Origin of the sequence: Sorangium sp. So ce327, assembly GCF_051530205.1 — a bacterium.
GTDB lineage: Bacteria > Myxococcota_A > Polyangia > Polyangiales > Polyangiaceae > Sorangium > Sorangium cellulosum_B.
In genome coordinates, this window is sequence record NZ_CP150330.1 from 7,423,813 (window position 1) to 7,437,196 (window position 13,384).

The 13,384-nt window shown below is 69.1% G+C and carries 11 protein-coding genes; 5 read left to right on the forward strand and 6 right to left on the reverse strand.

Annotation, left to right across the window (positions count from 1 at the left end; translation table 11 throughout):
• Window positions 1–4: 4 nt before the first annotated feature.
• The 5 genes from WME95_RS27800 to WME95_RS27820 all read right to left on the reverse strand — a co-directional run bounded on the left by WME95_RS27800 (window position 5) and on the right by WME95_RS27820 (window position 7,768).
• A complete protein-coding gene (locus WME95_RS27800) occupies window positions 5–682 on the reverse strand; it encodes a DotU family type IV/VI secretion system protein (protein ID WP_437541416.1) in 678 nt (225 codons plus the stop codon).
• Window positions 683–716: 34 nt separating this feature from the next.
• The gene (gene tssK, locus WME95_RS27805) at window positions 717–2,078 is read right to left on the reverse strand and encodes a type VI secretion system baseplate subunit TssK (RefSeq protein ID WP_437541419.1); all 1,362 of its coding nucleotides are present in this window, start codon (window positions 2,076–2,078) and stop codon (window positions 717–719) included.
• A 181-nt stretch (window positions 2,079–2,259) separates the two neighbouring features.
• On the reverse strand, window positions 2,260–3,051 hold the full coding sequence (tssJ, locus tag WME95_RS27810; protein WP_437902402.1) for a type VI secretion system lipoprotein TssJ: 792 nt from the start codon (window positions 3,049–3,051) through the stop codon (window positions 2,260–2,262).
• A 103-nt stretch (window positions 3,052–3,154) separates the two neighbouring features.
• The gene (gene tssH, locus WME95_RS27815; RefSeq protein ID WP_437541423.1) at window positions 3,155–5,854 is read right to left on the reverse strand and encodes a type VI secretion system ATPase TssH; all 2,700 of its coding nucleotides are present in this window, start codon (window positions 5,852–5,854) and stop codon (window positions 3,155–3,157) included.
• A 36-nt stretch (window positions 5,855–5,890) separates the two neighbouring features.
• Window positions 5,891–7,768 (reverse strand): transglycosylase SLT domain-containing protein, encoded by a 1,878-nt coding sequence (locus tag WME95_RS27820; protein ID WP_437902403.1) that lies wholly within the window; start codon window positions 7,766–7,768, stop codon window positions 5,891–5,893.
• A 218-nt stretch (window positions 7,769–7,986) separates the two neighbouring features.
• Here WME95_RS27820 and WME95_RS27825 point away from each other — a divergent pair, with 218 nt between their 5' ends.
• Complete coding sequence (locus WME95_RS27825) at window positions 7,987–9,279, forward strand: type VI secretion system-associated FHA domain protein (protein WP_437541428.1); 1,293 nt, start codon at window positions 7,987–7,989, stop codon at window positions 9,277–9,279.
• Window positions 9,280–9,369: 90 nt separating this feature from the next.
• Window positions 9,370–10,062, forward strand: coding sequence for a hypothetical protein (locus WME95_RS27830; protein WP_437541430.1), 693 nt, complete (start codon window positions 9,370–9,372; stop codon window positions 10,060–10,062).
• 256 nt (window positions 10,063–10,318) lie between these two features.
• Here WME95_RS27830 and WME95_RS27835 read toward each other — a convergent pair whose 3' ends face one another.
• The gene (locus tag WME95_RS27835; RefSeq protein ID WP_437541431.1) at window positions 10,319–11,236 is read right to left on the reverse strand and encodes a hypothetical protein; all 918 of its coding nucleotides are present in this window, start codon (window positions 11,234–11,236) and stop codon (window positions 10,319–10,321) included.
• A gap of 507 nt (window positions 11,237–11,743) precedes the next feature.
• Between WME95_RS27835 and WME95_RS27840 the strand changes: the two genes are divergently transcribed.
• From WME95_RS27840 to tssE, 3 genes are all read left to right on the forward strand, one after another.
• The gene (locus tag WME95_RS27840; RefSeq protein WP_437902404.1) at window positions 11,744–12,259 is read left to right on the forward strand and encodes an Hcp family type VI secretion system effector; all 516 of its coding nucleotides are present in this window, start codon (window positions 11,744–11,746) and stop codon (window positions 12,257–12,259) included.
• Between the two features lie 136 nt (window positions 12,260–12,395).
• The gene (tssD, locus tag WME95_RS27845) at window positions 12,396–12,881 is read left to right on the forward strand and encodes a type VI secretion system tube protein TssD (RefSeq protein WP_437902405.1); all 486 of its coding nucleotides are present in this window, start codon (window positions 12,396–12,398) and stop codon (window positions 12,879–12,881) included.
• Between the two features lie 46 nt (window positions 12,882–12,927).
• Window positions 12,928–13,347, forward strand: a complete 420-nt coding sequence (tssE, locus tag WME95_RS27850) for a type VI secretion system baseplate subunit TssE (protein ID WP_437541436.1) — start codon at window positions 12,928–12,930, stop codon at window positions 13,345–13,347.
• The last annotated feature ends 37 nt before the right edge of the window (window positions 13,348–13,384 follow it).

Here is a 13,384-nt window from a genome sequence, read left to right on the forward strand (position 1 = left end):
TCGCCTAGGTCCCCGTGCTGATCAGCTTCTTGATCTGGTCGGCCACGCCCTCCGCGTCCGAGGCCACGACGAGCCGGAGCACGATGACCACGAGGACGGCCAGCACGAGCAGCCCGAGCGCGATGGCCAGGAAGGGCAGCTCGCGGCGCACCGCGTTCGCCCCGCCGTCCTTGCGCTCCGCGTTCGGCGCGAGGGCCTCACCGCCGCCCTCGGCGACAGCGACGTGGTTGCCCACGCCCTCGATGACGGCGCCGAGGCCCTCCTGCTGACGCAGACGATATTTCCCCTGGAAGCCGAGGGCCAAGCAGAGGAAGTAGATTTGCGCGACGTGGTTCCTTCCGCGCTGGCCGTAGAGGTTGTCGAGGTTCGTGAAGAACCCGTCGCCGGCCGTGTTCAGCTGGAAGAACTGGAACTGCAGCGGGTTCTGGAGCCACTGCGTCCTCCCCGGCCAGTTCGAGTTGAAGATCACCTCGTCGGCGAAGGCCGCGAGCGCGAACTTCGCGTCGATCATGTCCTGCTCGGGGATGCGGGCCTCACGGCCGTTCTGCATCATCGTGTCGAACAGGCCGAGGACGCGCCGCTGGAGGATGTCGGGCGCCGGGAGGTCGCGCGAGTTCCTGAGCTGCAGGATCAGCGAGAGCACGTCGGAGCACACAAAGTACATCGTCTGCGAGAGGCTCATGGGCTCCTCACCCGGAAGGGGCGGCCTGACACGTTCACTTTCCTGCCGGCACGGCGATCAGCCGGAGATCGACCTTTTGCGGTTCGATGGGCTGGTAGATGGCGATCGTGCCAGAGCCGAGGATATCGTTCCAGTAATCGCCGTTCTGGTTGACGCGGAGGTAGACGAGCCCCGGCTTGACCGGGATGGCGCCCGGCGGCCGGTACTCGATGGCGACGTTCACGCCGGGCGTCGCGGAGTGCAGGATGTGGCCGATCTGCGTCCACGAGCCGATCTTGAGCAGGCGCGGGAGCCGCTCGCGCAGCGTGGCCTCGTCCGTGCCCTTCGCCTCGAGGAACATCTCGTGGCTGCGGGGCAGCTTCGGGTCCTCGAACCTGCCGAGGTACATGCCGTCCTCGCGCTTCTCGAGCGGCACGATGACGAACTGCTCCGTGACAACCTCGTTGATGAGCTTCCAGGCCCGGTCGAACATCGGGTCGAGGACGCCATCGAGCTCGAGGTAGTTGAACTTGGGGATCGTCGTCGGATCGCTGTCGGTGGCCGCAAAGGTGCAGAGCTCTCCGATGAGCGAGCCGAGGACGACATAACACTGCTCCGGGTGCGCGCCGCCGTGGTCGACGAGGTGCGACACGATCGGGATGTACGAGTTCAGGGTGTGGAGCAGCCAGAACTTGGTGAGATCGGAGGCCTGGAAGTCGACCGACGCCGCGTTGCGCATGCGCCGCCCCTCGACGAGCGACTTCTGCTTGCCGACGAGCGCCGAGAGCACGCGGCGGAGGCCGGACATGATGTGGTCCGACGTGTTGATGCGAAGGACCGACGGGATGAAGCTCTTCCGCAGGGCGATCGCGCCGGAGCTGTCGCGGACGAGCTGCGCGATGCGCACGGTCTGGTACGCGTCGCGCGGCTCGGTGCCGAAGAGGAGCCGCAGGTTGGTGCGGGCCCAGGTGACCGACTGCTCGTTGCGGCCGGAGTTCACGTCCGGGACCGTCGTCTGGGCGGCCACGAACCGCTGGGCGGGGCCCGCCTTCGCCGGGTCCAGGCTGATGTTCGCGGCGGTCTCGCGCAGGTTCGGGATGCCGAGGAAGACGTCGAGCGTCTTCAACGCGGCCGGGAAGGCGCCCTCGAGCGGCCGCGCCTCGACCTGATCTTCGCCGCGATCGCCGATGAAGAACGGCGTGCCGTCGGGGAAGACGCCGTGGCATTTGACGACCTTGAACTGCCCGGCGGAGAGCGCGCGCTCATCGAACTGGGCGGACGTGATGCCCCAGTCGTAGCCCACGACGGCATGGAGGCGCGCATGGAGCAGCGTCTCGTGGTAGGCGTCCGTTTGCTGCAGGTGCTGAGGGGTCATGAAGAGCCCCTCGGTCCAGACCGGCTTGCGCGGGTGAATCATGTCGCCCGTCCAGTCTTATCAGATGTGCCGTGCGCGGCGTCGCGAAAGCGGGTCAGGCGCGGGGAGCGCCGACGCTGCGCTGCGCGCATCGGGCCGCTCGTCGTCGCCGGCGGCCGCGCGATCACGTCGCGCACGCCGCGTGGACTGCCGCTGGGAGGACGACCTGCGCGCGCCACGGCGATCACTTCCCCGGGCGAGCGGGCGCCTCTGGCGCGGCCACCTTCTTCGGCAGGCTGAGCCGGCGAACGGCGCTCGCGTTGGGGAACATCGACTCGTCGAACTCGACCCCGTTGTCGATCTTTGTCGAGTCGATGAAGAACGCGACCCGCGGATCGGCCACGGGCGGACCTGCGTCGGGCTCGCGGCCGCCGCACTGCGCCTCTCCGGGCGGGAGCGGGAACTCGTAGAAGGTCTTCCAGCTGTTGCCCTTCGGGCTGTGGAACAGGGCGGCGCCGACGAGGTGGCTCGCGTCGGGCAGGCGCTCGAACTTCACCTCGACGAGGTCGTTCGGGAAGACCTCGACCTCGTCGACCTTGGCGAGGTCGTCCTCGAGCGTCTCCTTGTCCTTGAGGAGGATCTGGTCGTATGTCGCGTTCTCCATGCGCGCGCTGCTCTTCAGCTGGTAGAGCCGCACGACCACGGGCCGCGGGTTCCCGTTCTCGTTGGGGTTGATGTTGTCGGACGCGTAGATCGAGAGCGTCACGATCTGGACGTCGCACGGCTCGGGGGCCGCGGGCGGCGGCGCGGCGGACGTGCAGCCCGAGAGCGCGGCGGGCAGCGCGGCGCCGAGGGAGGCGGCGAAGGTCGCCGCGGCGATGGCCGCCGCGACCTTCGCCGGGGCCGCCCCGCGGAGGAGCGACGCCGGTCGACGTCGAGGCCCCGGCTGGCGCGCCGAGCCCTCCCCTGCGGGGGAGGGCGAACGGGGCTCCCCGATCCACATCGAACGCTGTAGGAGCTTGGCGAACGGGACCATGCTCCGCCCAATTTATGCGGAGTCTCGCGGCCGGTACAACTTTCGGTGCGCGAGCGGCGTCGATCGGTCTGATTCGGTCCGTTTCAGTCCGTTTCAGTCCGTTTCAGTCCGAGAACGAGATCGTGAAGTTCTTCTCGGCGTCGACCCCGATCTGGAGCCGCTTGGGGAGCGGCCCCTCCGCCATCTTCTCGAGGACGGCGACCGAGAGCAGCGGCAGGAGCGACGCCCGCAGGATATGGTCGATGTTGCGCGCCCCCGTGTCGACCTCGGTGCAGCGCGCCGCGATCGTCTCGACGAGCGCGTCCGAGTACGACGCCTCGATCCGCTGGCTCTTGCGCAGGCGGTCGACGAGCGCGTCGAGCTTGAGCCGCGTGATCTCGCCGAGCGCGTCGGGCGAGATCGGCAGGTACGGCACCGTCGTCATGCGCGCGAGCAGCGCCGGCTTGAAGTGCGCGGAGAGCGTCGGCTTGATCGACTCGACGATCTCCTTGATGAACTCGCCGTCCGCGTCGAGGCGGCGCGACGGGTCTTCTTCCCGCGCCGCGACCGTCATGTTCGTGATCTTGTCGGTCGCGAGGTTGCTCGTCAGGATGATGACCGTGTTCTTGAAGTCGACGAGCCGCCCCTCGCCGTCGCTCAGCATGCCCTTGTCGAACACCTGGTAGAACAGGTTCATCACGTCGGGGTCGGCCTTCTCGACCTCGTCGAGGAGCACCACCGTGTAGGGCCGCTGGCGCACGGCCTCGGTGAGCATGCCGCCCTCGCCGTAGCCGACGTAGCCGGGGGGCGAGCCGATGAGCCGGGAGACGGTGTGCTTCTCCTGGAACTCGGACATGTTGATGACCGTCATCATCCGCTCTCCGCCGAACATGAGGTCGGCGATCCCGAGCGCGGTCTCCGTCTTGCCGACGCCGCTGGGCCCCACGAGCAGGAACACGCCCTGCGGCGTGCTCAGCGGCTTCAGGCCCGCGCGCGCGCTCCGGAGCTCCTTCGAGATGCTCACGATGCCGTGCGTCTGCCCCTTGATCCGCCGGGTCAGCCGGTCCTCCATCTCGAGGAGCGCCTTCACGTCGTCCTGGACCATCTTGCCGACGGGGATGCCCGTCCACGCCGCGACCACGCTCGCGACCATGGCCTCGTCGACGTCCGGCCGGATCAGCGGCACCTCGCCCTGGCTCTGCTTGAGCTCGTCGAGGGCCTTCACCACGTCGCGGCGCGCGGCGTCCCGCTCCTCGTTCGTCTTGGCCTCGTCCATCTTCTTGCGGGCGTCGATGACCCGCTGCGTGCCCGCCGTCTCCTTCGCGTAATCGGCGCGCACCGACTCGAGCTCGGCCTTCGCCTTGGCGAGCTTGTCCTTGAGCTCCGCGACCCGCTCTTGATCGATCTGGACGCCCTTGTCGCGATCCCGCTCGAGCGCCTTGAGCTCGGTCTCGGTGTTCACGATGAGGATCTCGGCGTCCTCGACCGCGGCGGGGCGCTGCTGCAGCGCGACCTTCACGCGGGCCGCGCAGGTGTCGAGCAGGTCGACCGCCTTGTCCGGAAGCTGCCTGCCGGTCAGGTAGCGCGCCGACAGCCGCACGGCCGCGGTCACCGCCTCATCCTGGATGATGACGTTGTGGGCCGCCTCGAACTTCGGCCGGAGCCCCCGGAGCATGACGACGGCCGCCGGCTCGCTCGGCTCGTCGACCTTCACCGGCTGGAAGCGCCGCTCCAGCGCCGCGTCCTTCTCGAAGTATTTCTTGTACTCGCTCCACGTCGTGGCCGCGATCGTCCGGAGCTCGCCGCGGGCGAGCGCCGGCTTGAGCAGGTTGGCCGCGTCGCCGCCGCCTTGCTGGCCGCCCGCGCCGATGAGCGTGTGCGCCTCGTCGATGAAGAGGATGATCGGCTTCGACGACCCCTTCACCTCGGCGATCACCTGCTTCATCCGGTTCTCGAACTCGCCCTTCACGCCGGCCCCTGCCTGGAGCAGCCCCATGTCGAGCCCGAGGATGTCGACGCCCTGCAGGAGCGGCGGCACCTTCGGGTTCTCCGGCGTGCTCTCGACGATGAGCAGCGCGAGCCCCTCGACGAGCGCCGTCTTCCCGACGCCCGCGTCGCCGACGATGATCGGGTTGTTCTTGCGCCGCCTGGCGAGGATATCGATGACCTGCCGGATCTCCCGCTCGCGGCCGAAGATCGGATCGATCTGCCCCGCGCGCGCCTTCCCCGTGTAGTCCACGCAGAACTTCGCCAGCGCCGAGTCGGGCCCGGCGCTCGCCATCCCGGCCGGCAGCTTCCCGGGCGCGCCTGCGCCCGCCGCCGCCGCGGCGGCCTCCGCCTCCTCCTTGGAGCCGGAGACGATCTTGGGGAGGTTGTTCTTGAGATCGTCTTTCGAGATGCCCTCGAGATACGCGCCGATGCTGCTCACCGAGTACCGGGTCGGCTGCTGGACGAGGCGCTGGAAGAGCACGCCGCTCCGGACCCGCTGGTAGCCGTACTCCATGGATCCGACGAGATAGGCGTCCTGCATCCACTCGAGCATCGTCGGCGAGAGCACGGGCCTCCCGGCGTTGCCCTTCCTCAGCTCTTCCAGGCTGCGCTGGAGCGCGGCGCGGAGGTGCGAGGGGTCGAGATCATAGTGGGATACGAGAAACGCGATGTCGGAGTTCGCGTCATCGAGCAGCGCGAGGAGCAGGTGCTCGAGCGTTACCTCGTAGTGGCGCGCGTTGACACACTGGCCAATCGCCGCCTCGAGGGCAGAGGTGCAGTTCTTGGTGAGTCGCTTGACGATGGCTTTGGTGTCGACGAGCTGCATGCGCGGCATGCTAGCCGAGGCGCGCCCTCGTCCGAAAGCGCCTCGTCAGCCTCGCCCCTTGCGCTTCTTCTCCGCGGCCTCCGGGGCGCGGCCCTCGGCCCCGCTCGCCTCTCCGCGCTCCCGCGCGGCCGGCTTGGCCCCCCCGCGGGTCGCGTCGCCTCGCGGCGCCGGCGCGGCGTCGTGGGCGCTGTCGTCCTTTTCCTGCGCGGCGAGCGGCTCGCCGGCCGCGACGCGGTCCACCATGTCGGGCCGTATCCGCAGCTTGAGCAGGGCGCCGACGCGGAGCTTTTGGTCCGGCTCAATACGGTTATCGCGCGCGACGTCCTCGACGTCTATGACGAACTGCCGCGCCACGCCGATCAGCGTATCGCCGGGCGCGACGCGGTAGAGCATCACCTCGCGCACGGACCGCGACTGCCCGCGCGCGGCGCGCGCCCGCAGCGGGGCGCGCGAGACGTCGACAGCGTCGTCGTCGGACGAGCCCTCCGCGCCGTCGTCGAGCGAGGACGTGGCCACGGGATCGCGCATCGAGCGCCGCTTGCCGAGCGCACGCCGGTCGTCGTCGTCCGCGTCCGCCGTCTCGGCCGTCCGCTTCCGCGCGGGCTTCGGGAGCAGCGAGAGCAGGCTCTCGTCGTCCCGGCTCCCCCTCCGCGGCGCGAAGTCGCGTCCGCCGAGCAGATCGACCGGATCGAGGATCGACGCGTCGTCCGTGGAGAGCAGCTCCGTGGAGAGCATCGCGGGCAGGGCGGCCTGCGCTCGAGCGAGCGTGTCCGGCGGGAGCATCACGAGGTAGTCTCCCCGTCCGGGCGGCACGCGGTCCCCCAGGATGTCGGGGTTCAGCTTCCGCAGCGTCGAGGTCCCGATGCCGGCGGCCTTCGCCAGCGTCTTGAGCGGCGTCCCCGGGGACACCGCGATCTCGGCGGCGTCGATCGGCCGGCTCACCGCGACCTCATCGAACCCGAACCGCTCCAGGTTGTTCGCCACGATCGCCGCCGCCCCGATCTTCGGCACGTACGCGGCCGTCTCCGAGGGGATCGCCTCCTGGCGCGCCAGCTCGTTGAAGTCGGACGTCCCGTAGCGATCGATGCGGTCGAGCAGCTGCTCGTAGCCCATGTTGTAAGCCGCGAGCGCGAGGTCCCAGCTGCCGAAGCGCAGGTAGAGATCGCGCAGGTGGTGCGCCGCCGCCTGCGTGGCGAGGCGCGGGTTCTTCCGCTGGTCGAGGTGCCGCGTCTGCTGGAGCCCGTAGACCGCGCCGGTGGCGGGCATGAACTGCCAGAGCCCGACGGCGCCCGCCGGCGATTTCGCCCGCGGGTCGAAGCCGCTCTCGATCATCGACACCCAGATGAGATCCTCCGGAAGCCGTCGTTCCCTGAGCTCGGCCTGGATCATCTCCTGGTAGCGCCCGCTCCGCTTCAGCCACGTCTCGAACATCTGCCGCCCGCGGTCGGTGCGCGTGAAGAAGCGGACGTACTTCAGGGTGCGGCGCGACACGGCGAGCCGGAGGTCCGGCAGCTGCAGCTTCGAGAGCGCCTCGGCGCCGGCCGAGTCGAGGTCGTCCACGTCGTCGGCGTAGCTGCCTTCGGCCGAGAACGCGCGCGGCGGCCTCGAGTAGCTCGGCCGATCGAGCTCGCACGCGGCGCCCTCCCGCGCGTCGCGCCCCGCGGCCTCGCGCAGCCGCCACAGCTCCCGCGACTCGCCCCCCGGCGGCGCTGCCGGGCCGTCGAGCCCGCGCGCCGGCGCCGCGCTCGGCGGCGGCGCCGCGGCGAGCGCCCCGACCGGCGCCGTGGCCCGCGCTGCCCCCAGCTGGTAGGTCGATACCGCCGACTGGACCGACGTGATCGCCGACTGGGGCGCCGCCATCCCGACCCCGTAGCCAAACGCCAGGGCCGAGACCAGGGGAGGGATCTTGTGGACGAGGCTCATTGGTGTGTGGTTCAACGTCGCACCATGTAGGCAAACCGGTCAACAAACCGACCGGCCCGGGCGAGCCGGGCTCGGCGCGCCGCTGGGGGGTCGGCCTCGGCGCCCTCTCGGGCCTCGGCGTGGCCTCTGGGTGGGCTGCACGCAGACTGGCGGGCCGCAGGGTGCGGATGGACGTCAGGCACTCCCGTCCGGCGGAGCGGGTCTGCTAGTCTGCCCCCATGCCGGCGGCGCTCTCGGCCCGCGTGTCCGACACCCAGGCCAACCAAAGCTTCGACGTTTCGTTCGAGCGCTTCCCTGTCCGGATCGGCAGGAATCAGCTGAACGACCTTCACATCGACCGGCCCTACATCTCCCAGTTCCATGCGGCGGTGGACGTCCGCGATCGCCGGATCTTCGTGCGCGACCTCGGCTCCACCAACGGGACGATGTTCGCGGGGCACCGGCTGGCACGCGACACCTCGGTGGACGTGACCGGCCAGCCGGAGATCACGATCGGCCCGATCCAGATCCGGCTCGCCATCATCGAGGCGCCGCTGAAGTCCGAGAGCCCGAACGACGGCACGCTGCTCGGCACGGGCGGAGACAACCTCTCCGCGCTGATCAGCCCGCAGAAACGCGCCGCTCCCGGCGGTGAAGACCCCTACCTGCGTCAGGTGGTCCCGTACCTGGAGGCGTATCGGACCGCGTGGGCCGCGGTCTACCGGATGATCTGGGATCACCTCGCGCGCCTCCCGCCCGATGCGCGCCAGAGCTACTTGCGCCGGCTTGGCGAGGAGCACCCGAGCGTGCTCGCGGAGCGGGATTTTCAGAAGATCTCTCAGTACTACGGCGTGGACTACCGCACGCTCGGCGAGCTGGCCCCCGCGAACGCGGCGTTCGCGGCGCTCTCCGAGCTGGCGGGCGCCCTCGCGCCCGGCGCGAAGCCCCCGGACGACGTCGCGGGCATCGTCAACTTCGCGCGGCGGCTCCGCGACACGATGGAGGTCTTCCTGAAGTGCTTCGTGAGCTTGCGCGACGGCTACCAGGAGTTCGAGGCCGAGGTGCTGGCGCGCGATCGCTCCGCCGAGACGGACAAGGTCGCGAACGCGCAGGACGCGAAGGAGCTCGGCACGGTCCTGCTCACGCCGGTCGGGGGCCCGGACGCCGCGCGGCACCTCCACGAGATCTTCGTGGATGTCATGAGCCACCAGATCGCGCTCCTGAACGGCGTGATGGGGGGCGTGAGGTCGCTGCTCGTCAAGCTCTCCCCGAAGACGCTCGAGGAGAAGCTCGAGCGCGCGGGCAAGAAAGGCGGGCTGTTCTCGAACAAGTACGAGGAGCTCTGGAAGCTCTACGAGCGCCGCCACGGCGACTATTCGGGGGAGGACAAGGAGACTTTTCGGGAAATATTTGGCGAGCAGTTCTCTCGGGCGTACGCTGCGACCGCCGCAGAGGACTATGGGTCGTCCGGCGAGTCGGGAGGCCGGAGCATCGTCCGCTTCCCCGGCTCTGGGAATCCGAACAAACGCTAGCGCCCCAAAACGGCGGGGCTTCGCGCGGCGAGCCGCGCCTTGGGCTCGCCGATCTTCGCCGGAGGCGCGGCCGAACGCGAGGCGCCGTTCATGCGAATCAGGGAGAAAGTCGTAGCAGCAGGTTGTCTGGCCGTCGCCGCGTGCCTCCTCGCCCCGCGCGAGGCGGCCGCGCAGACGACGGTCCAACGCGATAAGAACTGGGCCACGGTCTCGGACGTGAGCCTCGTGCTGGGAAGCTCCGTCGTTTTCCTGATGCCGCGTGTCTATTACAGCGATCCCGAGGCCACGGTCGGCTGGAAGGGGCGCTGGCATTTCTCGGTCATGGCGCCCGCCATGACGATGACCGCGCTGACGCTGCTCGTGGACCTGCCGATCAAGAACGCGCTCGAGTCGACGCGCCCTGGCTGCTCGATCGACGAGACGAACGCGGCGGTGTCCGACTCGGGCTGCGAGTCGTTCGGCGGCCCGTCGACGCACGCGTTCGCCTCCTGGGGCGCGACGGGCGCGGGCACGGGCATCTTCGTGGTCGACACGTTCCGCTACTCGTCTGGCCGCTTCAACGCTGGCGCCTTCATCGGCAATGTGGCCTTCCCCCTCACCGCCTCGGTCGTCACCACCATCGCCCGCGGCGTCGCCCCCGGCGACACGCGGCCGCACGAGAACGCCGGTCAGATCGCGATCGGCGGCGTCACCGGCTTCCTGAGCGGCCTCGCCGTCGGCACCGCCTACGCGATGCTCCAGCGCCCGAACTGCGGCTACGGCAACGCGCTGTTCTGCTGGTAGCCGCCTCTCCGGTACGCCTCCCTCCGCTCGCTGGAGCAGCCAGGGGTCGCGGGGGCCGCCCGCCCCCGCGCCCCCCTGGCCTCGGCCGCCGCTCTTCAGCAGTTTCCGCCCGCCCCTGGTACGAGCGTCGCAGAGCGGCGGTCACCCGCACAGGAGACGGGCCCAGATCGGCGTTTTCGGCGCGCAAGCGCACTCCTGTGCGCTGAGCACCGAAAACGTCGAGGTGGGCCCGTATCCGAAGCGGGCGACCGCCGCTCTAGTCCTGGCCGACGACGCGCTCCCAGAGCGGATCGTTCGACGAGAAGAGCGTATCCCGCTCCACCCGGAGGAATCGCTGGAACTCCACGCGGCGGAGCTCGCGGTCGCTGTCGCGGTTGCCGTCGTCGTGCTTCACGATCTTCACCCGCACCTGCTCGAGCAGCTGAATGCCGTTCGGTTTGTAGGAGACGTCGGTGCGCAGCACGTAGCGGGCGTAGAGCCCGCGCTCGGTGACGGAGGGCACCACCGCCGTCCGCTCCAGGTCGACGGACGCCGCCTCGATCAGCCGTCCCCTTCGCGCAAGGTAGAAGTGCGCTCGTTGTCGGCAGTCGTCGGGATCAGGGCAGTCCTTCGTCTCGGCAACGACGAGGTTGTCGTTGCCGAGGCGCACCGGGGACAGCTTGGTCCCCTTCGCGGGCGCGCGGAAGCTGCCGACCCCGTAGACGTCCGCGCGATCGCCGGCCGCTCGCACGAGCGCGACGAGGCCGCCCTCGTCGCCGTTCTCGAACTTGAGGACGCGCACCCACACGGCGCGAAGCCCCTCCGGCCCGGAGCGGATCTCGACCTCGTCGGGGTCGATCTTGCGGGGCCAGCCGGACTTGGAGATGCCGCCGCGAAGGGTCTCGTTGGCGAACACGTACTGGCCGGTACAGTCGACGTCGGTCGGCCCGATCCCTCGTTCCTCGCTGTAGCCGGGAATGACGACGCTCAGCCACTGGTCTGGGTCGAGGGTGCGGACGGCCGCCTTGCCGCCCGCCCCGCGCTTCGCAGGCGGCAGCTGGGTCGTGCACACAGGGATCGGATTCTGCTTGCGTGTCTGGAGCTCGCCGTGTGGCTGCTCTGGGTACGATCCGCAGCCCGCGAGGGCGGCGGCGAGCCCCAGGCCGACGACGGAGCCGAAGCGAACGATGCTCACGCGCTCTTCGTATCATGCAAGGCGTCGCCAAGGCGAGTTCGCGACCTAACGCCCTGGCCGGCCAACGGCCATGGCCGGCCAACGGCCGTGGCCGGCCAGCCCGCCTCGTTCTCCGTGTCGGCGGTCGCGCGCATGCCAGCATCACGCCGTGGCCCTGCGCGTCGTCACGTTCCCCACACGCCCGCAACGCGATGGACACGCCCGCGTCCTCTTATGGAAGCGATGGCTTCGTGACGGAATATTGCGCGCGCTCAGGAACCAAACGCGAACCCAAAGCGAACCGAATGCCAAGAAACCCGCGCTGCTCCCGGACACAAAAGTCTTGACGCTCCCAAAGAGGGAGTTACCTTCTGGACTCCCTGAGAGAGACAGGGGTAGAGATACGATAAGAGTCTTATCTCTGCGTCTCTGAACTCCTAGTCCCGACGGAGCGCACCGTCTGCCAGCGCGCAATGGGGCGTAGACTGAGCCCAGGCGGCGAGTTCTTGAAGGAAGAGGCATTTGATCATGGCGTTGCAAGCTCACCTCGTTTTGAAGGGCGTTACCCAGGGCCCGATCGATGGCTCGGTCACCCAGAAGGGTCGCGAGAAGTCGATCGCTGTCATCGCGGTGCAGCATCAGGTCGTGAGCCCGCGTGACCCGGCGACCGGGCTGCCCAGCGGGAAGCGCCAGCACAAGCCCTTCGTGATCACGAAGGAGCTCGATAAGTCGACCCCCCTTCTCTACAACGCCCTGGTCAACAACGAGAGCATCTCGGAGTGGACCCTCAAGTTCTACACGCCGGGCACCGCGGCATCGAAGAACGTCGGCAAGGAGCAGAACCACTACACGGTCAAGCTCACGAACGCGACGGTCGCGAGCATCGACTTCCACATGGACAACACGCGCGGTGGGGACGGCGCCAAGGATCGGCCGGAGTACGAGCGGGTCTCCTTCACGTACCAGAAGATCGAGTGGTCGTTCGATGACGGCGACGGCGCGCGTCAGGCGGACGACGACTGGGAGACGCCGCAGGGCAGCTGACGCCTAGCTGCTGACGTCTCGTCGCACGGGCGACCTTCGGGTCGCCCGGTTGCGTTTGTCGTCCTGACGTTGGGGCATCAGGGGGTTCCTCAAAATCAGGCATGGCCATCACGCGCAGCAAGCTCAGAATGTTGGCATGCCCCTCAGCGCCTACCTCAGACTCGTCGGCGAAAGACAAGGGGAAATCAGGGGCTCCGTCACCCAGAAGGGGCGAGAAGGTAGCATCCTCGTCACCGAGGTGTTCCACTCGCTGGTGGGGCCGCGCGACCCGGTCACCGGGCGCCCGACGGGCAAGCGGATGCACAAGCCCTTCATCGTCACGAAGGACCTCGACCGGTCCACGCCGCTCCTCCTCAGCATCCTCAGCCACAACGAGGGCATCCCCCGCTGGGAGCTCCAGTTCTACAGGTCGATCGCGATCGGCGTCGAGAAGCCTGTCTTCACGGTCCAGCTCACGAACGCGAACATCTCGAGCATCCAGTTCCACATGCTCAACGTGAGGAACCCGGGGCAATCGCGCCTGCCCGAGCAGGAGGAGGTCGCGTTCACGTACCAGAAGGTCGTCTGGACCTGGACCGACGGGGGCGTCTCCGCGGAGGACGACTGGCTCACCCCGCGCTGAGCGGGCGGGCTTCCGCTCGAGGGGCGAGCTGATCTACGATCCCGCGGTGGCCGGCGCCTCCCTCCTCACCCGAATCGCGCACGCGGCGGACCCGCACTCGACGGAGCGGCACACCTACCGGGATCACGACCTCGAGTCGGCCATCCTGACGCACCTCGGGCACATGCTGAACACCCGCCAGGGGAGCTCGCTGACCTGCCCGGACTACGGCCTCATGGAGGTCTCGGAGGTCCTGCATGAGTTCCCCGAGGCGATCGGCCTGGTGCAGCGCTCGCTCAAGAACTGCATCCAGACCTACGAGCCGCGGCTGAAGAACGTGCAGGTCCGGCACCTGCGCAGCGACGCGATCCAGTCGATGGTCCTCGAGTTCGAGATCACCGCGCAGATCCACTTTCCCGACGGCCGGCGGCAGGCGCTCCGGCTCGGCGCTGCAGTGGACCAGAGCGGCAACGTCCGGATGACGTAGCCCCCGCCCGGCGGCCTGGCTCACGGCGGTTGACAGC